Here is a 19,917-nt window from a genome sequence, read left to right on the forward strand (position 1 = left end):
TCGGTCATTGATCGCACGACGCCTGTGCTGTTCCTCGACACCGAAATGCTGTTCCCGGAAACGCTTGATTATCAACGTGACGTCGCCGCGAAATTAAGGTTAACGAACGTACAGGTGAGCGGACCTGATCGCGACTTAACCTTCGTTAATGACGCCAACAATCGGCTTCATGCGACGAACCCCGATGCCTGTTGCGCAATGCGCAAGGCCGAACCCTTGGCCCGCGCCTTGGAGCCGTTCGATGCCTGGATCACCGGGCGGAAACGCTTTCAGGGCGGCAAGCGCGCGAACCTTCAGTTCTTTGAGGCGGACGGCGAGAATCACATCAAGATCAACCCTTTGGCGCATTTCTCGCGCGAGGATGTGCAGGAGTATATCCAGAACAACCGCCTGCCCCGGCATCCGTTGGTGGCCAAGGGATACGCGTCAATCGGATGCGCGCCCTGCACAACGCGCGTGGCCCCCGGCGAGGACCTGCGGGCTGGCCGGTGGCGCGGAAAGGCCAAATCCGAATGTGGGATACATGTGGTTAACGGCCAAGTTGTTCAGCGCGTGGCAGAGGTACAGATATGAGCGTGATTGTAACCGATAGCGGCTTTGGTGCCGACGACTGGACGCAGGGATTTACCGCGCTTGACCAGCTTGCGGCGAATGATGCGCCCCCGGCTGTAGCGGTTGATTTGGGAAGCGACGCCGACCCATCGACGCTTGAGGCTCGGCTAAATGATATCGATCTGATCTGCGTGGATTTTCCAAGTTTTGCCGATGGTCGCGGCTTCACGATTGCGCGACGCCTACGACTGATGGGTTTTCATGGGCGATTGCGCGCCAAAGGCCATGTGATTGCTGACCAATATGCGATGGTGCGGCGATCGGGGTTTGACGAGGTCGAGATCAACGATGATCTGGCCCGTCGCCAACCCGAGGATCAGTGGTTGGCGCGCACCAATTGGAAGGCCCATGACTATCAGTCGCGGCTGCGCGCCTGAACCGCACTTCTATTGATCGACATCAACGTTTAAACGAAGGGCGGCCCTGTGAAGGGTCGCGAATAACAATGACCGAGCAATCTCCTGTGACCCAAGCGACATCAAAACCCGTCCCCCTGCCCAACGCGCAAACCGTGACGGAAGTGAAACACTATACCGACCGCCTGTTTTCATTCCGGTGTACGCGGCCTGCGTCTTTGCGGTTCCGCTCGGGCGAGTTCGTGATGATTGGCTTGATGGGCGATCCGGACCCCGAGACGGGCAAACAAAAGCCTCTGCTTCGGGCCTATTCGATTGCGTCGCCGTCGTGGGATGACGAGTTGGAGTTTTATTCGATCAAGGTTCAGGACGGGCCTTTGACCTCGAAACTGCAGCACATCAAACCGGGTGACGAGATCATTCTGCGCCCCAAACCCGTCGGCACTTTGGTGCATGATGCGCTGTTGCCGGGCAGGCGGTTGTGGCTGTTTGCGACCGGCACAGGCTTCGCGCCTTTTGCGTCGCTTTTGCGTGATCCTCAGACCTACGAGGACTACGACGAAGTAATCGTCACCCACACCTGCCGCGGAGTTGGTGAGCTGACATATGGGCGCGATCTGATCGAGGCGATCCGCGGCGACGAGATGCTAGCCGAGCTGATCGGCGAAGGCTTTGCCGATAAACTGCGGTATTATCCGACGACCACCAGAGAAGAGAGCCCGAAGATGGGCCGAATCACCGATCTGATGCGCGCGGGCGAGGTGTTCGCTGACCTGGACGTGCCGGAACTGACGCCCGAGGCGGACCGTGCGATGGTCTGCGGGAATTTGGCATTTAACTTGGAAATCAAAGATATGCTGGAAAGCTATGGCCTTGTCGAAGGCGCAAACTCGCGTCCACAGCACTACGTCGTGGAAAAAGCGTTTCTCGACTAGATAAGCGCCAGTCGATGGTATGCAGGCCGCGCCAGGATTATCCCGGCGCGGCCCATTACTTTAGTTACCGAGCGCTTCGCTGATCTGATCAAGCACACCCTGAACCAGTTCAGGATTGCTTTCAGCAGAACCGATTGCTGCATTCAGCGTGGTCTTGGTCAAAGCGCCAAGATCGCTTCCATCCACTTGAGCACGCAGCGCGGCGGCATCAAAGGCAGGTGCTTCGGTTGCGACTTCAGCAGCTTGCGTGGCTTCGGTTGCAGTTTCAGTCGCAGCCTCGGTTGCAGCTTCTGGTGCTTCACTGGCTGCACCGGTTGCATCGTCCGCCACACCCTCAACGGCGTCCTGCGCCTGTTCGGTAAGATTGTTGACGGCACCGCTTACAGCCTCTGCCACAGCAGAACCTTCTTCAAGAGCTTCTGACACCGCCTCGTTTACGGCCGTCGAGGCCTCGTCGATGGCTTCGTTCGCCGCTTCAACCGCGCCTTCAACGGCGGTTTCGACTGCGTCGACTGCTTCAGCGGCCTCTTCTACGACTTCTTCCACTTCAACGGCCGGCACTTCTACCGCTGCAGGGGCCTCGACAACTGTGGGCTCATTGCCTTGACCTTGCAGCAAAAACCAACCTAGCGCCGCGAGGACAAGAATGATAACGACAATACCTAAATTTCTCATAACTGGGTCTCCTGTTAACCAAACTCCGCGCGTCATCAGCATGCGCGGGTCCAATGTCCAGCCCCGATGTTGCGTCCCAATGAAACCGACGAAACACGGCCAAAACAGCACAGTTCCCAGCCCACGCCCGACGCGGTGCTTTCTGGTTGAAAGCTGCCGCGTCTGCCCTTATTTTACGCAACCAGAACAATCACAACGAAAAGGACGACCACCATCGCTCGCAGACCACACAACGCACCCCCGGCGCGTAACACTGGCCCCCGGATCAATGAACATATCCGATCACCCGAAATTCGCCTTATTGGCGCTGAAGGAGAAAACGTCGGCGTTGTCACGCCCGAACGTGCCGTAGAAATGGCGATTGAAGCCGGACTTGATCTGGTTGAAATCTCTCCAAACGCGGCCCCTCCCGTTTGCAAAATCATGGACTTCGGTAAGTTCAAATATGAGCAGCAAAAGCGCGAGAGCGAGGCCCGGAAGAAGCAAAAAATTATCGAAGTCAAAGAGGTCAAATTCCGTCCCAATACGGATACCAACGACTACGATGTGAAGATGCGGAATGTGATGCGCTTTCTGGAAGATGGCGACAAAGTGAAGATCACCTTGCGTTTCCGTGGTCGCGAAATGGCACACCAGAACCTCGGGCGCGAACTTCTAGAGCGTGTGGCGGATGACGTCGAAGGCATCGGCAAGGTCGAGAACATGCCGAAGATGGAAGGTCGCCAGATGGTGATGATGATCGGGCCGGCAAAGTAAGCCTCTGATCTGAAAAAGGCTTTTAGACCCGGTCCATTTGGACCGGGTTTTATTTTGCCCGTGTTCGCTTGGCTGCCAATGATACCGCTTCGCGCAGATCGAACGCCACCGATACCAGATCAGCCGCAAACAGAACCCAAAAGTATAAGGCAAAATGCGCGCCAACGCCGGTGCCTCGCAGCCAAAGGATCAGTGCAAGAAGCAGTGGCCAGAAGATCAGATGCGGAATGGCCATTTCCGGCCCGAAACCGCGCGTCCAAATAAGTATGAACAGGTTGGGAACCATATCCCCGACCGCAAGCATCGCGACCAGAACACCGTAGAGTTCTGAAACAAACCAAAGGGCCACAAGATTCACTGGCGCCAGAATACCGGCCATCCGAATCTGCACCAGACCGGCAATGCCCGCAGTCCCGAACAGATATCACGGATCAAATCCATCCCTGCTGAAAACCACGTCCGAGGACCGACGACCAGAGTGCGCATCCCTTTTGTTTCGGTCCTGATTGCGCGACACTCCGGGCGATTCTTACGCACCCTTTTTCGAGGGCGCCATGCACCTTCAATCGCCGTTGAAATCCAAAGACGCCCCCGACCTTGGTCGTTTCGATTGGGAAGATGCGTTGCGCCTGTCCGATCAACTGACCGCGGAAGAGCGGATGCTGGCGGATGCGGCGCGCGGGTTTGCGTCGAATGTTCTGGCGCCGAAAGTGCGCAAAGCTTACGCTGAGGAAATCGTTGATCCGGGCATTTTTGCGGAAATGGGCGCGGCTGGTTTGTTAGGCCTGACGATCCCTGAAAGTTACGGCGGCCTTGGAGCTGGCTATGTCACCTACGGGCTTGTCGCGCGCGAAATCGAGCGTGTCGATTCAGGGTATCGCTCGATGATGTCGGTGCAATCGTCGCTGGTGATGTACCCGATCTATGCCTATGGCACCGAAGACCAGCGCCAGAAGTATCTGCCCGGCCTCGCCAGTGGCGCGTTAATTGGCTGCTTTGGATTGACCGAACCGGACGCGGGATCAGACCCCGCCGGAATGACCACAACTGCCCGCAAAACCGATGGCGGCTACGTGCTGAACGGCGCAAAAATGTGGATTTCCAACAGCCCGATTGCGGATGTCTTCGTGGTCTGGGCCAAGTCCGATGCGCATGATGGCAAGATCAAAGGCTTCGTCCTTGAAAAAGGCATGAAGGGCCTGTCGGCTCCGAAAATTGGCGGCAAGCAATCCTTGCGCGCCTCGGTCACCGGCGAGATCGTGATGGAAAACGTCGAGGTCAGCGAGGACGCGCTTTTGCCGTGGGGCAGGTCTAAAAAGCCCATTCGGCTGCCTGAACCGTGCGCGTTACGGCATTGCGTGGGGCGTTATGGGCGCGGCCGAGGCCTGCTGGCACGCCGCGCGCCAATACGGGCTTGATCGCAAGCAATTCGGCAAGCCTTTGGCACAGACGCAACTGTTTCAAAAAAAGCTTACCGATATGCAGACCGAGATCACCTTAGGGCTGCAGGCGGCCCTGCAAGTTGGTCGACTTATGGACACCGCCAACGCCGCCCCCGAGATGATCAGCTTGATCAAGCGCAACAACTGCGGCAAGGCGCTTGATATAGCGCGCATGGCGCGGGACATGCACGGCGGGAACGGAATTAGTGAAGAGTTTCAAGTCATTCGCCATATGATGAACCTTGAAACCGTGAATACCTACGAGGGCACACACGACATCCACGCCCTGATCTTGGGGCGGGCGCAAACCGACCTTCAGGCGTTTTTCTAAACTTCTTCTTGGGAGAAATACTCCGGGGGGCGGCGTAAACCGGCGGGCGGCGCCCCTACCTTGCCGTTTTCAAACGCGAAACAATCGCCCCGGTTTGTCGCCAAGCCACAGCTTGCCAGTCCCCCCTCTACCCCGCTAGGATAACCGAGTAGTGTGTAGGGGACGAGTGATATGGTAGCGGGGGCTGCTTTATCCGACGACCTCACTGATACCCAATGGCTTGTTCAGCTTGAGGATATTGGCGAGGAAGAAGGATATTTTTCACCATTGGGTGATGATCACGCGGCGGTCTTTGTTGACCGGTCGCAGGATGTACTTTTCGTGTCATTTGAAACGCTTGCCGGTACACGCGCCGTTAGCGAAACAGGCATGCCGCTTGGATTTGACGTCTGTGAAAACCGCGGCTGGTCGCATCTGACGCTACTGGCGATGAAGGAAACTTGGTACCGAAGCCACTTCGTTTACGGCTATTTCGACCGGCTGGTCGACGAGGGTTTCTTCGAAGATTTCGACAAGGTCATCTTCTACGGCGCGGGCATGTGTGGCTACGCGGCGGCGGCGTTTTCCGTCGTGGCCCCTGGTGCAACTGTGATCGCGGTGTCTCCTCAAGCGACATTGGCGCGCGAGTTAACCGAATGGGATACGCGGTTTGAAGGCACACGGCGGATGGATTTCTCGTCCCGCTACGGGTTTGCGCCTGACATGCTTGAAGCCGCAGACTCTGCCTATATCATCTACGATCCGGACGAAGTTGAAGACGCAATGCACGCCGCGTTGTTTCGAGGACCAAATATTTTCAAGCATCGCTACAGGCGCGGTCGCTCGGGCGCAATTGATGGTGATTTGCGCACGATGGGGCTTATATCGCGGCTTTGCGAAGTTGCGGTGAATTGTTGCCTGACGCCAGTTCAGGTTGCGCGCAAAATGCGATCAAGGCGACGGCATATGCCGTATCTGCGGGCCCTTCTTGCGCGTGTCATCGCCGAAGACCGCCCCTATCTCACAGCACTTTTGTGTCGTGCTGTTTTGGCAGACCGCCCGATCCCGCGCTTTCGCCACCACCTTGAAGCCGCCGAGGCGCGCCTAAAGGAACAAGGTCGCGCAGTGCCGGGTCAAAGGGTCGAGGCGGGCTCCGGGGTGGCCTGAAACCCGCCTGCGCGTTCCACAAAAGCGACGATTTCAGCGATCCCTTTGCCCTGCCTGATCGACGCCATAACATGCGGGCGACCCGCGCGCGCGGCTTTTGCATCCGACGCAAGAAGGTCCGGATCCACGCCGACATAAGGCGCAAGATCAAGTTTGTTCACCACCAAAAGGTCCGAGCGCGTTAGCCCCGGGCCTTTTTTGCGCGGGATATCCTGCCCGGCAGCGGTGTCGATCACATAGATCGTGAGGTCTGCCAGTTCAGGGGAAAACGTCGCTGCAAGGTTGTCACCACCACTTTCGATCAGGATCATATCAAGGTCGGGAAACGCCTCGCGCAGATCGGCGACAGCCGCGAGATTGATTGAAGCGTCCTCGCGGATCGCCGTATGTGGGCAGCCTCCGGTTTCCACGCCCCGGATCCGATTTGCGGGCAGAACTTGCGCGCGGGTCAGCGCCTCGGCGTCTTCACGGGTATAGATATCGTTGGTGATGACAGCGATGGAATAGCGGCCGGCCATTGCACGGCAGAGCGCTTCGGTCAGCGAGGTTTTTCCCGCGCCGACAGGGCCGCCAATGCCGATACGAAGGGGTCCATGCAATCTTTTCATGTGCGAAAAATCCGTATCTCTTGGGTTTCGTGAGTGATAGCAGCGCGGTCCGCCCCAAACGCAGAACTGCGGATGTCGGCGGGCGTTTTACCCTTTGCCGCGGCCGCCACAAAAAGGACTGTGGGCATCAATGCCGCAATGACCTTTTGCCCCTGCGCCTGACCCAACGGAATGTGTCGCACAGCCCCCGTGACAAGCGTTGCAATCATCGCCTGAAGGTAAAGCGCAGCCACGCGTTCAGTCACAAGCCCCAGCGACTTCGCCGCGCGCCCGACCGCAATCGGCAAGGCGACGGCCGCTTCGGTTTCGTCTTTAAGATCGTTAACGGCGCGGGTGAACGCCGCCCCCTGCTCTGCTGTTTCCTGCCAACGCTCGGCGGCCGGTGCGAGGGCCGACGCCCAGGCGTTCAGATCGGCATAATCGGCGTTTTGGGCCATTGCACATGACAGAAAAATCGCATCAGCCTGACCACTTCCGTCACGCAAAACCGTCCCAAGCCAATCCGTAAGGCTGGCGCCATCGCGCACATCTTGTGCCTCGATCGCTGCCTCAAGGCCTTGACTATAGGCGTATCCGCCCACCGGAAATACCGGCGACAGCCAATGCGTGAGGGTCAGAAGGCCCGCGTCAGTCATGGTCGTGGGAATGGCTGTTGCTATGGTCGTGGGTGTGATTGTGTCCCTGATCATGTGTGTGCCCATCGCCGTGATCGTGCCCATGGTCGTGTCCAAAGGTGCGACCAAGACCATAAGCCCCTCCTTCGGGAAGGAACGGCTCGTTTACAATCGTTAATTCCGCGCCGAGTTGCACCAGCATCGCCTCGATGACGTGGTCGCGTGAAATCAGCAATCTTGCGGTCTCGACCTGACAGGGCGTATGACGATTGCCTATGTGCCAGGCGAACCGCAGAAGGTCATCGCCGGTCACCTGCATCAGGTCTTCGGGCGCCGCCGTTATGGAAATGAGGCGGCCGTCGTCAAGGGCGAAGGCATCGCCGTCGTTCAGATGTGTGGCGCCCTCCAAATCGACGAGAAAGCTCAAACCTGCCTCGGTTGTCAGCACTTTGCGTCGCAAGAAACGATCCTCGTAGGTCAGATGGCAACGGTCCGTTAAGCCATGGCCTTTGCGGGGCCGGATGAATTGGCAAAGAGGCAACGTGGTCATGGCAAAAACCTTTCGGCAAACAAAACGGCCCGCGACGGACGATGTCCGGGCGGGCCGTGAAATTTTGACACACCTCTTGAGAGGGCGTCAGATGTCGTCGTCGAAGCGCGCCGCGCCGATAGACCTAGAAGCCGGCGATGCCGGTGATGTGGCTGCGGGCAAGACCATCGCGGTCGTAGCCACGGGTGGCCAATTGACTGTCGCTCATCGCGAACAGGTCGTTGAAACGGGTGGTCGGAGTAAGCGCGGCCATAACAGTCGCGAAAAAAGCACGGGATACCATAATAGACCTCGGAGGGGGCTGGAGTTTGATTATCTTGATATCGGTTACGTGGGGGGCGCAGTGCGCCTGCACAATCGCCAAGTTTGCAACCCCGCCATGCGTATTGGGCGCAGCTGGATGCCTGCGTGCCCTGGCCTGCGGCACCTTTCATGTCGTGCTCTCCCAACATCAGAACATGAAATATCGCTGCGCCATCGGCAAAACTTCGGCTGGCTCGCAGACGAGAAGCTCGCCGTCGGCGCGCACTTCGTATGTCTCGGGGTTAACTTCTATGAACGGCATGGCATCGTTCAGAACCATGTCTTTTTTGCCAATCCCACGACAGTTTTCGACGGCAATCGTGTCGCGCTGAAGCCCAAGAGCCTCCGCAACTCCGGCGTCTTGTCCAGCCCGGCTTATGAAGGCAACCGCGCTACGCTGAACCGCGCGCCCCATGCTTCCAAACATAGGGCGTGAATAGACCGGCTGCGGCGTCGGGATTGACGCATTGGGATCGCCCATCTGAGCGACGACAATTGAACCGCCTAGCAAAACCATCTCGGGTTTCACACCGAAAAAGGCCGGGTTCCACAAGACAAGATCGGCCCGCTTGCCTTCTTCAATCGATCCGATATGGGCGCTGATACCGTGTGCGATTGCCGGGTTGATTGTGTATTTGGCAATGTAGCGACGCACACGAAGGTTATCGTTCTCGCCGGTTTCCTCGGCCAGGCGACCGCGCTGTTTTTTCATCTTATCAGCGCTTTGCCAGGTTCGGATCGCAACTTCGCCGACGCGCCCCATGGCTTGGCTGTCAGATGCAATAATAGAAAACGCGCCCATATCATGAAGAATGTCTTCGGCGGCAATGGTTTCACGGCGGATGCGGCTTTCGGCGAAGGCGACGTCTTCAGGGATCGCCTTGTCGAGGTGGTGGCACACCATCAGCATATCGAGATGTTCTTCTAGGGTGTTCACCGTGTAGGGACGCGTCGGGTTGGTCGAACTTGGAATGACGTTCGGCAAACCACAGACCTTGATGATGTCGGGCGCATGCCCGCCCCCCGCGCCTTCGGTGTGAAACGCATGGATCGTGCGGTCTCCGATTGCGGCGACGGTGTTTTCGACAAATCCGCTTTCATTCAACGTATCGGTGTGGATCATCACCTGAACGTCCATTTCGTCAGCAACCCTTAGACAGCAATCAATTGCCCCCGGCGTCGTGCCCCAATCTTCATGAAGCTTAAGAGCGGCAGCACCGGCATTCACCATCTCGTGCAAGGCCGCCGGAAGCGAGGCGTTGCCTTTGCCAGACAACGCGACATTCATCGGAACATCGTCCATCGCCTGCAGCATCCGTCCGATATGCCAAGGGCCGGGCGTGCAGGTGGTTGCAAGCGTTCCATGCGCAGGTCCGGTGCCGCCACCCAGCATCGTCGTCATCCCGGAATGCAGTGCATCTTCAATTTGTTGCGGGCAAATCCAGTGGATATGAGCGTCAAATCCACCCGCCGTCAGGATGCGCCCCTCGCCTGCGATGGCTTCGGTGCCGGGACCGATCACGATGTCCACGCCGTTCTGGGTATCGGGGTTTCCAGCTTTGCCGATTTTATGAATTTTACCGTCCCGCAGCCCAACGTCGGCTTTGTAAATGCCGCTGTGATCCACGATCAGCGCATTGGTAATAACAGTATCCACAGCGCCCTCGGCGCGGCTCGTCTGGGCCTGCCCCATGCCGTCGCGGATCACCTTACCACCACCAAATTTCACCTCTTCGCCGTAAGTCGTAAGGTCGCGCTCCACCTCGATAATAAGGTCGGTGTCGGCAAGGCGCAGGCGGTCGCCGGTGGTGGGACCATACATATCGGCATAGGCTGCGCGGGTGATTTGTATCGGCATGTTCAGACGGATCCTTGGAAAGAAGGCCAAACTAAATGTGTTTGGTCAGGGACGTTAACAATGATTAACGGCGCAATACTCGCGCTCGATGGGGCCAGGACGCCGCAAAGCTGGATTTTGGGATCCGACAACATGGCTTAAAGCGCGCCCATCACTTTTTGATTGAACCCGAAGACTTTGCGGGCGCCGCCGAAAAGCACAAGCCGCACTTCGCGTCGCTGTCCCGGCTCAAAGCGCACTGCCGTTCCAGCGGCGATATCAAGTCGCATGCCACGCGCGGTTTCTCGTTCAAATTCAAGAGCGGCGTTTGTTTCAGCAAAATGGTAGTGGCTGCCGACCTGAACCGGACGGTCGCCGGTATTGGCAACCATCAAAACGACGCTTTTGGCCCCCTCGTTCAGGGTAATATCGTCGTCAGCGGGGAAAATTTCACCGGGAATCATTCATCTTCCTTAACTGTCATAATCGGGTCTTTTCGAGGCGTTCCATTTCGAAATCAGACGCGGCGCAAAGATGCCAATGGCTGCACCGATAGCGAGCGGCGCGGCGTGCGGTTCTGCGAAGGCCATCGACAATACCGCCGCGCCGACCAGACAGACGGCGAAGGCAATCAGCCGCATTTCGATCGGCTCGATTGGAATGTCATCCAATAGAACTTTCTCCAGCGCTGATTTCACTTTTGGTTCGGCGTATGGCGCGATCCAGCCAGCCGCGATGCCAAGGATCAAAGTACCCAACATGATGTGCCCTCCTGAGACGTGATTTGCCGCAGCCTAACAGATTTCATCGGATCGGATGATGCACGGTGACAAGTTTGGTGCCGTCCGGGAACGTAGCCTCGACCTGGACGTCGTGGATCATCTCGGGGATGCCATCCATGCACTGATCTTTGGTGATTACATGGGCGCCTGCCTGCATCAGATCGGCCACGGACCGACCGTCGCGCGCGCCTTCGACGACATAGTCGGTGATCAAGGCAATCGCTTCAGGGTGGTTCAGCTTCACACCGCGCGCAAGGCGTGCGCGCGCCACAATAGCCGCCAATGAGATCAACAATTTATCCTTTTCCCGAGGCGTCAGGTTCATGTCATTATTCCGTTCAGATTTGCCAGACGCGCGGCACGTGATTGACGCCCAACGCTTTGATAATAGGCACTAAAGTAAGTCGAACATCCCAACTATCACACCCCTCGACGCGCACCAAAAGCCGGTTTCCCCAGGCGCTGACTACAGCGGTTGCATTGGCAATTCGACGAACGTGTTCGAGGTGGTCTTGTGCGTCCGAAGCGACATAAACCAAGCTGGCGAACACCGTGTTGCCAGCGAGCCCTGCTCGATTCTCACGGCTTAAAAGAGTGTTGGACGTCAGGGCGATGTGTTCAGCGTGAAGCGGCACGCTGTCGTCCAAAAAGACCTGCCGCAGGTCGCTAAAGTCGAGGTTCCGCGGCACCTCACCCATCGCCGCGCGGCCAAGAACAAGCGTTTCTACGCCTAGATATCGCGCGCCTTCGGCCAACGTGACGCGAGTTTTCCGCTGCATAGACGCGCTCTCAAATAGGATCGTCTCTTGTGGCATCCAAAGACAGAACGCGCCTGACCCAACGCGGATATCAACGTCAACTTCGGCTGATCCACCACTGCTTGCGTAGGCACGTTCAGCTGTTTGCGTGGCCGCCATAACAGTTGTTTCGTCAGCGATATCTAGGCAGAAAGATAGGCGATCCCCACCTGTAAGGCCGCCAGATGTATTCAGAAAAACAACCTCGGGCACGTCTGTGTGGACGCGCGGCAGAATGGCTTTTGCAGAACCTTGTTGGAACAAATCGACCACAGCCCCATCGTGCCCAAGCACGACCCGAGCGGTGCCTTTGCTGCGCTGATGAATGGGGATGTACGTATCGAGCATGGTAATTTTTGCCTGTTTCTTCATGAACTCTAACGGCCCGACCAGCGGTCGCAATCAATCGGGTCAAATCTTCGTTGACCGGGCGCAAAATTCTGGCGAGCTGCTTATTAATTAGGCGAACGTCTCGACACTGGTGCTTGGAAACGGCTTGGGCTAAATCATGGCCATGACCAAACGCCTCACGATCCCCCGCCCTGATGATTGGCACCTGCACCTGCGCGACGGGGCAATGATGGAGGGGGTTTTGCCCTGGTCCGCCCGTCATTTTGCTCGCGCGATTGTCATGCCCAATCTTGTGCCACCGGTGGTGACAGCTGATCAGGCGGCGGCGTACCGGGACCGGATATTGGCCGCGTTGCCCGAGGGGGTCGTGTTTGAACCGTTAATGACCCTCTACCTAACCGAGACGACCGACCCTGAGGATGTGGCAGCCGCGCATACCAGCGGTCTGGTCAAGTCGGTGAAGCTTTATCCAGCGGGTGCGACGACCAATTCTGCAAGCGGGGTTGCGAATTTCGACACTGTGCGCCCGGTTTTGGAACGGATGGCTGAGATCGGTCTGCCGCTTTGTGTCCACGGAGAAGTGACGCGCACGGAGATCGACATCTTCGACCGCGAGGCGGTGTTCATCGACGAAGTGCTTGACCCGATCCGGCGCGCGACGCCCGGTCTGCGCGTCGTGATGGAGCATATCACGACTGCGGAAGCTGCCGCCTACGCCAGCAACGGTGGCGACGATCTGGCCGCGACAATAACGGTGCAGCATTTGATGTTGGACCGGAACGATATGCTTGTGGGCGGTATCCGACCCCATTATTATTGCCTGCCGATCCTGAAACGCAAAAGTCATCGCGAGGCTTTGGTGCGGGCCGCAACCAGCGGGGATCAAAGGTTTTTTCTGGGAACGGATTCTGCGCCGCACGCGACGGATACCAAGGAAAACGCCTGCGGATGTGCGGGATGCTTCACAGCCCCTGTTGCGCTGTCGTGTCTTGCTGAGGTCTTTGAGGGTGCAGATGCCCTGGACCGGCTGGCGGCGTTTACCTCGGTTAACGGGCCGAAATTCTATGGCCTGCCGGTGAACCAAGACACCATCACGCTTGAAAAGGGCGCGGCGATTAGCCGGCCGGCCGAAATTGAGACGGGCGCTGGGCCAGTGACGGTTTTCGATCCGGGACGACCGCTTTATTGGCGGGTCACGGCATAGTATTGACGAACCGGGCGCCATGCGCGCCCCAAAAGACGGAGCGGCCAAATGATTCCTTCGGGGTATCCGGACAGAGACGAGATTGCGCGGCTTTCAGCGCGCATGTTGTTGGAAATTGGCGCAGTGCATTTCAATGCGCGCGAACCGTTCACGCTTGCCTCGGGACTGCCGTCGCCGACGTATATTGACTGCCGGAAGCTGATTTCCTACCCGCGCATTCGTTCAACTTTGATGGATTTTATGACCATTACAGTGATGCGCGACGCCGGATACGAGGCGTTTGACAATATCGCGGGCGGCGAGACTGCGGGCATTCCATTTGCGGCTTTGGTGGCCGAACGCATGGCATTGCCAATGACGTATGTGCGCAAGAAGCCAAAGGGTTACGGGCGCAATGCACGCATCGAAGGCGTGATGTCAGAAGGCGATCGCGTGCTGCTGGTCGAGGATTTGACGACCGACGGCGGCTCAAAACTGTCGTTCGTGGATGCGATCCGCGAAACGGGCGCGACCTGCGGACATACGGCGGTGATTTTTTACTACGGCATCTTCGCCGAGACCATCCAAACGCTAGCCGATCACGGGGTGCAATTGCATCACCTGTGCACCTGGTGGGACGTGTTGAAAGAAGCGCGCGACAGCGAAGCTTTTGACGACGAAACACTCCGCGAAGTCGAGACGTTTCTGCGCGCACCTCGACGTTGGCAGGACGCACGCGCGGGAAATTAATTTCGCGCAAATTTCACACTATGTTGACGTAAGCCCCCCGCTCATCGCAATATAGTGTGGCTCCCAAAGCGTCCACAGGCTGTCCACATGATATCCAGATAGACGCCGCCTGCCCTTTAAGCGTATGCCAAATGGACACGGTGGGGACCTTATGGACGAGGGCAGGATGAACGAGATCGCAACGATCCGAACGGGCGAAAAAGACGTGGGCGAGACCGAGACATCGCCCCATAATATCGAGGCTGAACAGCAGCTTCTGGGCGCGATCCTGACCAACAACGATGTGTTTGATCGGGTCGCCGGAGTGATCAACGAAACCCACTTTTATGACCCGGTACATGCGCGAATCTACGAGATCGCTTCCGCGCGAATCGCAAAGAACGCGCTGGCTTCACCCGTAACGCTGAAGGCGTTTTTGGAAGACGATCCCGGCATGAAAGAGTTGGGCGGCGCCAATTACCTCGTACGGCTTGCCGGAGCGGCGATCTCGTCTTTCGCCGCCCGTGATTACGCACAGATGATCTACGATCTTGCCATCCGCCGGAAGCTGATGGATCTAGGCCGCGATATTTCGGACAAAGCGGCCCGCGTCGAAGTGCAGTCAGAGCCGCGCGAACAGATCGTTGAGGCCGAACAGGCGCTTTACAAGCTGGCCGAGGCTGGACAGGTCAATCAGGGATTTCAAAGCTTTCTCAGCGCGGTAACGGACGCTGTTAACATGGCAAACGCCGCCTATCAGCGCGAAGGCGGGATGTCAGGCGTCTCAACCGGCCTGACGGATATGGACAAGAAACTGGGCGGTTTGCACAAGTCTGACTTGCTGATCCTTGCCGGGCGTCCATCGATGGGTAAGACGTCGCTGGCGACGAACATCGCGTTCAATATAGCAAAGGCGTACAAGCGCGGCATACGACAGGACGGAACCGAAGGCGCGGTCGATGGCGGTGTTGTGGGGTTCTATTCGCTTGAGATGTCGGCAGAGCAATTGGCGGCGCGTATTCTGTCCGAAGCATCGGAAGTCCCGTCAGAACAGATCCGGCGCGGCGATATGACTGAAACCGAATTCCGCCGCTTTGTCGAGGCCGCCAAATCGCTGGAAGCCTGCCCGCTTTATATCGACGACACGCCTGCCCTGCCAATCAGCCAGCTTGCGGCGCGCGCGCGGCGTTTGAAGCGCGAACACGGGCTTGATGTGTTGATCGTGGACTATCTACAGCTTGTGCGGCCCGCGACGGCCAAAGACAGCCGGGTCAACGAAGTCTCTGAAATTACCCAAGGTTTGAAGGCGATTGCCAAGGAATTGGATATTCCGGTGATCGCGCTGTCGCAGTTATCGCGTCAGGTGGAAAACCGCGAAGACAAGCGGCCTCAGCTGTCGGACCTACGGGAATCGGGTTCAATCGAGCAGGACGCCGATGTCGTGATGTTTGTGTTCCGCGAGGAATATTACAAGGAACGCGAAAAGCCCGGCGATCACGAACTGGAAGCCATGGGCAAGTGGCAAGAAGAGATGGAGCGCCTACACGGACGCGCCGAGATTGTCATTGGCAAGCAGCGTCACGGACCGATTGGCACGGTAGAGCTTAGCTTTGAGGGGCGATTTACGCGCTTTGGCAATCTGGTGAAGCCGTGGCAGCAAAACGGTGGTGGCAGTGGTGGCGGCGACGTCGGATTCTAAGAGGCCGACGTTTTTCAGGGGGAAACGTCATGAACTAAGGATCTATCGGGCACGGTGCGATGGGGATGCCGACGACGGCCAAGCTGACGGCAACATTTCCGGGCAGCGTCTTTGTCTTCAATCCAAGCGCAGTGGCGGTCGCCGCGTTCGTGTCGGAGTTTGGCGTCACCGCGGGCCAGTCCATTGCCGATGTTGCGGGCCGCATTGAAGGCCTGCAGTGAGATGATCCATCAATGTGGGCCGTCCGGGTCAGGCAATCTCATGAAGCTAGTTTATGAGACGTTGGTCGCCGAACACGTGGTCGCCATAGCTGAGGCAATGGCGCTTTGTCTTGAGACGCGTGCGGATGTCAAAGCGTTTTACGATATCGTTACGCAAGGCACCGATTTTGCCTATTCGTGATACTTCGAGAACCGCGTGCCACGCATGCGCTAAGGCGAGTTCTCACCCCTTTTCAGGCTGCGGATCATGTTGAAAGATGCGCGATTGGAAAGACTTCCCCATAACGGTGCCGCGTAAACCTGTGATTGAGTTGGCAGGTCCGCTGGAGGCCGCTTAGGCGTCGTATCATCTGAACCCGGACGTCGACTGTCTCATAGGCGAAAAGTTACGGCGCGAGCGGAAAACTCCTTTAACGTTAAAGGAAAGGGTTCCATGAACGATACGCAAGGCACTGCTGGTGCTCGGCAAATCCTTGTTGCCACCGCATTGTTTTACCCGCTCGCGGTGATCGTGGTGCTTGTTTTGGTTATCCGAGACGATCCCTGGATCATGTTTTCTATCACTTATTGGGTGCTCGCATTTGGCGCTATGCCATTGGTCTGGATGCTCGGCGCCTTTTTGAGAGCGCGCAAGTTTGGCCACGTTTGGCCAATTCTATCTGATGGTGGAGTTTTCAGCCGGGGTCTGACGCTGGCTTTTCCCTTGACCCGCCCCGCCCCTTGTCGGAAACCCATATCCATGGGTGCAGCAGAGCTTTTCATCGATCTTGACGCCGTGGCCGCCAATTGGCGGGCGCTGGACGCGATGTCTGCGGATCATGTCGAAACCGCAGCGGTCGTCAAAGCAGACGCCTACGGTCTTGATGTCGCCCGTGTTGCGCGAAGGCTGACGGCACAAGGCGTACGCAGCTTTTTTGTGGCCTTGGCTGGCGAAGGCGTGGCCCTGCGTCATGTGGTGGACGACGGCGCCGATATTTACGTGTTTTCCGGCCATATGGCGGGGGACGGAGACGCGTTACATTCAGCAGATCTGATCCCAATGCTGAACAGCCCCGAACAGGTGGCACGTCATTTTTCTGAAACGCCGGGGCACGCCTTTGGTGTGCAGCTTGACACCGGAATGAACAGACTAGGGATGGAGCCCAACGACTGGGCGGCTTTGCGCGGCGATCTGATGGCGGCGGGGCCAAGATTGGTGATCTCGCATCTGGCCTGCGCCGACACGCCCGATCATCCAATGAACCACCAACAGTTGCGGGCCTTTGTCGAGATGACCGAAGGTGTCGCGCGGCGATCTTTGGCCGCGACTGGCGGACTTCTGCTCGGCCCGGAATATCATTTCGAGCTCGTGCGTCCGGGCATCGGGCTTTACGGCGGCTTGCCGTTCACCGAAGCGACGCCTGTTGTGCGTCTGTCGGTCCCGGTCGTTCAGACACGCACCGTGCGCCCGTTTGAAACGGTTGGGTATGGCAACGCGTGGGAAGCCGATATCGAACGCCAGATTGCGACGATTTCTGCGGGTTACGCCGATGGGCTGATCCGTTCGATGGGCCAAGGCGCGCAGATTTATGCAGGCGACGTGGCTTGCCCCGTTGTGGGGCGTGTTTCGATGGACCTTATTACCGTCGACGTGACCCATCTGGACGAGGTGCCGGACACTTTGGACGTTTTAGGCACGCATCAAAGCGTCGATGATCTTGCCGCGTGCGCAGGCACGATTGGCTATGAAATTCTGACCTCGCTTGGTCATCGCTATGCGCGCCGATACGAGGGCGCATAGTGAGGTTTCTAGCCGCGATAGGGGCGTTTGTCCTGGGCGCTTTGGCCGCTATCGGCCGTGTGGCGATCTTCGCCTTCGACACGATCAGCCATCTGGCCCGTCCGCCGTGGTATCCGCGTGAATTTGGCGTGCAGCTATTACAAATTGGCTGGAATTCGCTGCCGGTTGTCGGGCTGACCACAATCTTCACCGGCGGCGCTTTGGCGTTACAAATTTTCGCAGGCGGCGCGCGCTTCTCGGCCGAAGCTGTCGTCCCTCAGATCGTCGCCATCGGTATGGTGCGCGAGTTGGGCCCCGTCTTAGTGGGCCTGATGATCGCCGCGCGCGTCACGTCTTCCGTCGCCGCCGAGATCGCAACGATGAAAGTGACCGAGCAGATCGACGCATTGGTGACGCTTTCAACCCATCCGATGAAATACCTCACCCTGTCGCGCGTACTGGCCGCCACCGTGGTTATGCCGGTGCTGGTCGCAGTTGGCGACACCATCGGGATCATGGGCGGGTTTCTGGTCGGCGTGAACCGTCTTGGCTTCAATGCCTCGACCTATCTGACCAATACCATCGACTTTCTTGAATGGGTCGACATCGTGTCATCCCTGTCCAAAGGCGCAGTCTTTGGGTTCATTGCGGCATTGATGGGCTGTTATTTCGGCATGCGGTCGCAGCGCGGTGCTGCGGGTGTGGGTGCGGCCACCAAAGGCGCGGTTGTGGCGGCGAGCGTGCTGATCCTTGGCGCAAACTTCATACTAACAGAGATGTTTTTCGCAGGATGATCGAACTTCGCGGTGTTCATAAAGCCTTCGGGTCAAAAGAGGTTCTTCGGGGCGTCGATCTGGTGATCCCCACAGGCGAGAGCATGGTGATTATCGGCGGCTCGGGCACCGGCAAATCGGTGTGCCTGAAAAGCGTTCTGGGACTTATTGCGCCTGATAAGGGCGAGATCATGGTCGAGGGGCAGGATGTGACGCAGCTTCGCCAGGGCTCGTCCGAGCGTGATACGTTTCTGGCCCGGTTCGGCATGTTGTTTCAAGGCGGCGCGCTGTTTGACAGTTTGCACGTCTGGGAAAACGTCGCCTTCCGCCTTTTGCGCGGATCGCAGAAGCGCCCTAAAGACGAGGCCCGCGAGATTGCCATCGAGAAGCTGCGCCGCGTCGGGCTGACGCCAGATGTGGCGGATCAGTTTCCCGGCGAACTGTCGGGCGGCATGCAAAAGCGCGTTGGCCTTGCCCGCGCGATTGCCGCCGAGCCCGAGATCATCTTCTTTGACGAGCCAACCACCGGCCTTGATCCGATCATGTCAGGTGTCATCAACGAACTGATCCGCGAAATTGTCGTCGAAATGGGCGCCACGGCCATTACCATCACACATGATATGAGCAGCGTACGCGCGATTGCCGACAAGGTTGCAATGCTACATGGCGGGAAAATCCGCTGGACCGGCCCTGTGGCGGAAATGGACAACAGTGGAGATCCCTATCTTACTCAGTTCATCACCGGCAGCGCCGAAGGCCCGATCGAGTCTGTTCGCTAAGGAGACCATCCCATGTACGAAGGTCCGCCGCTTCTCACGATCAAACGCCCGTCGCGACGCCCCTCTGAGGCGCAGATCGAAGCCTTCACCGGTGTGCCTACGGCTGTCGTGTCGGACGCAATGAACGGACGCGGCGCGCTTTCTAGCACATCCGGCATCTGGACCCCGCTCTGCCGCCGGCCGTCTGTGGACCGGCATTGACGGTCTGGACCGGGGGCTGCGGATTTGTTGTCGCTGCATGCAGTGAAACGCATCGCAACGCCAGGCGACGTGGTGGTGCATGCCTTTGACGGCCACCAAGGCTGCGCAGCTTTCGGTGACTCGCTTGCTGGTATGATGAGGAACGCAGGCGTGGCGGCGATGATAACCGATGGTCCGGTGCGCGATGTGACCGGATTGATTGCGCTTGGAATGCCTGTGTGGTGCGCAGGCTCGGTTGCCGCAACACCTTACGAAAAAGGTCCCGGCACGGCAGGCTTGCCGGTGAATATCGGCGCACAGCGCGTGGAAACAGGCGATATGATCGTTGCAGACCGGGACGGCGTCGTCGCGGCGCCCTTCGACGGGATTGACGCTGTGGCTGAGCGATCCGCAAGCATCCTCACGATGGAAGCAGAAGGCGACAAGGCAGTGCGGGACGGTTTGGTGATGCCCGATATCTACGACAGACTTCTCGACA

The 19,917-nt window shown here is 57.9% G+C and carries 26 protein-coding genes and 1 pseudogene; 16 read left to right on the forward strand and 11 right to left on the reverse strand.

All coding sequences use genetic code 11. The features are described 5' to 3' along the window. The 3 genes from AC221Y_RS07720 to AC221Y_RS07730 form a co-directional block, all read left to right on the forward strand. Positions 1–573, forward strand: a 573-nt coding sequence (locus tag AC221Y_RS07720) for a phosphoadenylyl-sulfate reductase (protein WP_486707101.1), incomplete at its 5' end; no start/stop codon positions are given. Beyond that, positions 570–989, forward strand: coding sequence for a DUF934 domain-containing protein (locus AC221Y_RS07725; protein WP_486707102.1), 420 nt, complete (start codon positions 570–572; stop codon positions 987–989). The genes AC221Y_RS07720 and AC221Y_RS07725, both read left to right, overlap by 4 nt. A gap of 68 nt (positions 990–1,057) precedes the next feature. Continuing rightward, the gene (locus tag AC221Y_RS07730; RefSeq protein ID WP_486707103.1) at positions 1,058–1,903 is read left to right on the forward strand and encodes a ferredoxin--NADP reductase; all 846 of its coding nucleotides are present in this window, start codon (positions 1,058–1,060) and stop codon (positions 1,901–1,903) included. A 60-nt stretch (positions 1,904–1,963) separates the two neighbouring features. On the opposite strand, the gene AC221Y_RS07735 is transcribed toward AC221Y_RS07730, so the two are convergent. Then, complete coding sequence (locus AC221Y_RS07735) at positions 1,964–2,578, reverse strand: hypothetical protein (protein WP_486707104.1); 615 nt, start codon at positions 2,576–2,578, stop codon at positions 1,964–1,966. A 264-nt stretch (positions 2,579–2,842) separates the two neighbouring features. Between AC221Y_RS07735 and infC the strand changes: the two genes are divergently transcribed. Then, positions 2,843–3,334 (forward strand): translation initiation factor IF-3, encoded by a 492-nt coding sequence (gene infC, locus AC221Y_RS07740; protein WP_299750808.1) that lies wholly within the window; start codon positions 2,843–2,845, stop codon positions 3,332–3,334. A 49-nt stretch (positions 3,335–3,383) separates the two neighbouring features. On the opposite strand, the gene AC221Y_RS07745 is transcribed toward infC, so the two are convergent. Next, entirely contained in the window at positions 3,384–3,713 is a 330-nt protein-coding gene (locus AC221Y_RS07745; RefSeq protein WP_486707105.1) for a hypothetical protein, read from the reverse strand. 175 nt (positions 3,714–3,888) lie between these two features. On the opposite strand from AC221Y_RS07745, the pseudogene AC221Y_RS07750 reads away from it, so the two are divergent. Together AC221Y_RS07750 and AC221Y_RS07755 are read left to right on the forward strand one after the other, a co-directional pair. After that, a pseudogene (locus AC221Y_RS07750) lies at positions 3,889–5,107 on the forward strand (acyl-CoA dehydrogenase). 171 nt (positions 5,108–5,278) lie between these two features. Beyond that, positions 5,279–6,253, forward strand: coding sequence for a phosphoadenosine phosphosulfate reductase (locus AC221Y_RS07755; protein WP_299750775.1), 975 nt, complete (start codon positions 5,279–5,281; stop codon positions 6,251–6,253). On the opposite strand, the gene ureG is transcribed toward AC221Y_RS07755, so the two are convergent. The 9 genes from ureG to AC221Y_RS07800 all read right to left on the reverse strand — a co-directional run bounded on the left by ureG (position 6,220) and on the right by AC221Y_RS07800 (position 12,092). Next, positions 6,220–6,861, reverse strand: coding sequence for an urease accessory protein UreG (ureG, locus tag AC221Y_RS07760; RefSeq protein ID WP_299750772.1), 642 nt, complete (start codon positions 6,859–6,861; stop codon positions 6,220–6,222). The two genes, AC221Y_RS07755 and ureG, sit on opposite strands and share 34 nt — an antisense overlap. Then, positions 6,858–7,580: an urease accessory protein UreF gene (locus AC221Y_RS07765; protein WP_486707106.1), complete on the reverse strand. Its 723-nt coding sequence runs from the start codon at positions 7,578–7,580 to the stop codon at positions 6,858–6,860. Before AC221Y_RS07765 ends, ureG begins: the two co-directional genes overlap by 4 nt. Further along, on the reverse strand, positions 7,489–8,025 hold the full coding sequence (locus AC221Y_RS07770) for an urease accessory protein UreE (protein ID WP_486707107.1): 537 nt from the start codon (positions 8,023–8,025) through the stop codon (positions 7,489–7,491). Before AC221Y_RS07770 ends, AC221Y_RS07765 begins: the two co-directional genes overlap by 92 nt. Before the next feature lie 124 nt (positions 8,026–8,149). After that, positions 8,150–8,278 carry a hypothetical protein gene (locus tag AC221Y_RS07775; RefSeq protein WP_486707108.1) on the reverse strand — a complete coding sequence of 43 codons (129 nt, stop codon included), beginning with the start codon at positions 8,276–8,278 and terminating at the stop codon, positions 8,150–8,152. A 198-nt stretch (positions 8,279–8,476) separates the two neighbouring features. Then, a complete protein-coding gene (gene ureC, locus AC221Y_RS07780) occupies positions 8,477–10,186 on the reverse strand; it encodes an urease subunit alpha (protein ID WP_299750761.1) in 1,710 nt (569 codons plus the stop codon). Positions 10,187–10,323: 137 nt separating this feature from the next. After that, a complete protein-coding gene (locus AC221Y_RS07785) occupies positions 10,324–10,629 on the reverse strand; it encodes an urease subunit beta (RefSeq protein ID WP_299750758.1) in 306 nt (101 codons plus the stop codon). A 9-nt stretch (positions 10,630–10,638) separates the two neighbouring features. After that, positions 10,639–10,926 (reverse strand): hypothetical protein, encoded by a 288-nt coding sequence (locus AC221Y_RS07790; protein WP_486707109.1) that lies wholly within the window; start codon positions 10,924–10,926, stop codon positions 10,639–10,641. Between the two features lie 43 nt (positions 10,927–10,969). After that, entirely contained in the window at positions 10,970–11,272 is a 303-nt protein-coding gene (locus AC221Y_RS07795; RefSeq protein ID WP_486707110.1) for an urease subunit gamma, read from the reverse strand. Between the two features lie 13 nt (positions 11,273–11,285). Further along, positions 11,286–12,092 carry an urease accessory protein UreD gene (locus tag AC221Y_RS07800; RefSeq protein ID WP_486707111.1) on the reverse strand — a complete coding sequence of 269 codons (807 nt, stop codon included), beginning with the start codon at positions 12,090–12,092 and terminating at the stop codon, positions 11,286–11,288. A gap of 166 nt (positions 12,093–12,258) precedes the next feature. Here AC221Y_RS07800 and pyrC point away from each other — a divergent pair, with 166 nt between their 5' ends. The 10 genes from pyrC to AC221Y_RS07850 form a co-directional block, all read left to right on the forward strand. Further along, positions 12,259–13,299 carry a dihydroorotase gene (gene pyrC, locus AC221Y_RS07805; RefSeq protein ID WP_486707118.1) on the forward strand — a complete coding sequence of 347 codons (1,041 nt, stop codon included), beginning with the start codon at positions 12,259–12,261 and terminating at the stop codon, positions 13,297–13,299. 48 nt (positions 13,300–13,347) lie between these two features. Further along, positions 13,348–14,028 (forward strand): orotate phosphoribosyltransferase, encoded by a 681-nt coding sequence (locus tag AC221Y_RS07810; protein WP_299753190.1) that lies wholly within the window; start codon positions 13,348–13,350, stop codon positions 14,026–14,028. A gap of 166 nt (positions 14,029–14,194) precedes the next feature. Continuing rightward, complete coding sequence (locus AC221Y_RS07815; protein ID WP_486707112.1) at positions 14,195–15,706, forward strand: replicative DNA helicase; 1,512 nt, start codon at positions 14,195–14,197, stop codon at positions 15,704–15,706. A gap of 65 nt (positions 15,707–15,771) precedes the next feature. Then, positions 15,772–15,927 (forward strand): hypothetical protein, encoded by a 156-nt coding sequence (locus AC221Y_RS07820; RefSeq protein WP_486707113.1) that lies wholly within the window; start codon positions 15,772–15,774, stop codon positions 15,925–15,927. A gap of 40 nt (positions 15,928–15,967) precedes the next feature. Next, positions 15,968–16,108 (forward strand): hypothetical protein, encoded by a 141-nt coding sequence (locus tag AC221Y_RS07825; RefSeq protein ID WP_486707114.1) that lies wholly within the window; start codon positions 15,968–15,970, stop codon positions 16,106–16,108. Between the two features lie 558 nt (positions 16,109–16,666). Continuing rightward, positions 16,667–17,707 (forward strand): alanine racemase, encoded by a 1,041-nt coding sequence (gene alr, locus AC221Y_RS07830; RefSeq protein ID WP_486707119.1) that lies wholly within the window; start codon positions 16,667–16,669, stop codon positions 17,705–17,707. Next, positions 17,704–18,480, forward strand: coding sequence for an MlaE family ABC transporter permease (locus tag AC221Y_RS07835; protein ID WP_486707120.1), 777 nt, complete (start codon positions 17,704–17,706; stop codon positions 18,478–18,480). The genes alr and AC221Y_RS07835 overlap by 4 nt, the downstream gene beginning before the upstream one ends. Next, on the forward strand, positions 18,477–19,238 hold the full coding sequence (locus AC221Y_RS07840) for an ABC transporter ATP-binding protein (RefSeq protein ID WP_486707115.1): 762 nt from the start codon (positions 18,477–18,479) through the stop codon (positions 19,236–19,238). The genes AC221Y_RS07835 and AC221Y_RS07840 overlap by 4 nt, the downstream gene beginning before the upstream one ends. 12 nt (positions 19,239–19,250) lie before the next feature. After that, the gene (locus AC221Y_RS07845; RefSeq protein ID WP_486707116.1) at positions 19,251–19,439 is read left to right on the forward strand and encodes a hypothetical protein; all 189 of its coding nucleotides are present in this window, start codon (positions 19,251–19,253) and stop codon (positions 19,437–19,439) included. 42 nt (positions 19,440–19,481) lie between these two features. After that, on the forward strand, positions 19,482–19,917 hold a 436-nt coding region (locus tag AC221Y_RS07850; RefSeq protein WP_486707117.1), incomplete at its 3' end, for an RraA family protein.

This window comes from Boseongicola sp. (assembly GCF_057460485.1).

Coding starts and splice junctions, on each gene's coding strand:
- AC221Y_RS07725 (WP_486707102.1), top strand. CDS start 570: ATGAGCGTGATTGTAACCGATAGCGGCTTTGGTGCCGACGACTGGACG.
- AC221Y_RS07730 (WP_486707103.1), top strand. CDS start 1,058: ATGACCGAGCAATCTCCTGTGACCCAAGCGACATCAAAACCCGTCCCC.
- AC221Y_RS07735 (WP_486707104.1), bottom strand. CDS start 2,578: ATGAGAAATTTAGGTATTGTCGTTATCATTCTTGTCCTCGCGGCGCTA.
- AC221Y_RS07745 (WP_486707105.1), bottom strand. CDS start 3,713: ATGGCCGGTATTCTGGCGCCAGTGAATCTTGTGGCCCTTTGGTTTGTT.
- AC221Y_RS07755 (WP_299750775.1), top strand. CDS start 5,279: ATGGTAGCGGGGGCTGCTTTATCCGACGACCTCACTGATACCCAATGG.
- ureG (WP_299750772.1), bottom strand. CDS start 6,861: ATGAAAAGATTGCATGGACCCCTTCGTATCGGCATTGGCGGCCCTGTC.
- AC221Y_RS07765 (WP_486707106.1), bottom strand. CDS start 7,580: ATGGGCACGATCACGGCGATGGGCACACACATGATCAGGGACACAATC.
- AC221Y_RS07770 (WP_486707107.1), bottom strand. CDS start 8,025: ATGACCACGTTGCCTCTTTGCCAATTCATCCGGCCCCGCAAAGGCCAT.
- AC221Y_RS07775 (WP_486707108.1), bottom strand. CDS start 8,278: ATGGCCGCGCTTACTCCGACCACCCGTTTCAACGACCTGTTCGCGATG.
- ureC (WP_299750761.1), bottom strand. CDS start 10,186: ATGCCGATACAAATCACCCGCGCAGCCTATGCCGATATGTATGGTCCC.
- AC221Y_RS07785 (WP_299750758.1), bottom strand. CDS start 10,629: ATGATTCCCGGTGAAATTTTCCCCGCTGACGACGATATTACCCTGAAC.
- AC221Y_RS07790 (WP_486707109.1), bottom strand. CDS start 10,926: ATGTTGGGTACTTTGATCCTTGGCATCGCGGCTGGCTGGATCGCGCCA.
- AC221Y_RS07795 (WP_486707110.1), bottom strand. CDS start 11,272: ATGAACCTGACGCCTCGGGAAAAGGATAAATTGTTGATCTCATTGGCG.
- AC221Y_RS07800 (WP_486707111.1), bottom strand. CDS start 12,092: ATGCTCGATACGTACATCCCCATTCATCAGCGCAGCAAAGGCACCGCT.
- pyrC (WP_486707118.1), top strand. CDS start 12,259: ATGACCAAACGCCTCACGATCCCCCGCCCTGATGATTGGCACCTGCAC.
- AC221Y_RS07810 (WP_299753190.1), top strand. CDS start 13,348: ATGATTCCTTCGGGGTATCCGGACAGAGACGAGATTGCGCGGCTTTCA.
- AC221Y_RS07815 (WP_486707112.1), top strand. CDS start 14,195: ATGAACGAGATCGCAACGATCCGAACGGGCGAAAAAGACGTGGGCGAG.
- AC221Y_RS07820 (WP_486707113.1), top strand. CDS start 15,772: ATGCCGACGACGGCCAAGCTGACGGCAACATTTCCGGGCAGCGTCTTT.
- AC221Y_RS07825 (WP_486707114.1), top strand. CDS start 15,968: ATGAAGCTAGTTTATGAGACGTTGGTCGCCGAACACGTGGTCGCCATA.
- alr (WP_486707119.1), top strand. CDS start 16,667: ATGGGTGCAGCAGAGCTTTTCATCGATCTTGACGCCGTGGCCGCCAAT.
- AC221Y_RS07840 (WP_486707115.1), top strand. CDS start 18,477: ATGATCGAACTTCGCGGTGTTCATAAAGCCTTCGGGTCAAAAGAGGTT.
- AC221Y_RS07845 (WP_486707116.1), top strand. CDS start 19,251: ATGTACGAAGGTCCGCCGCTTCTCACGATCAAACGCCCGTCGCGACGC.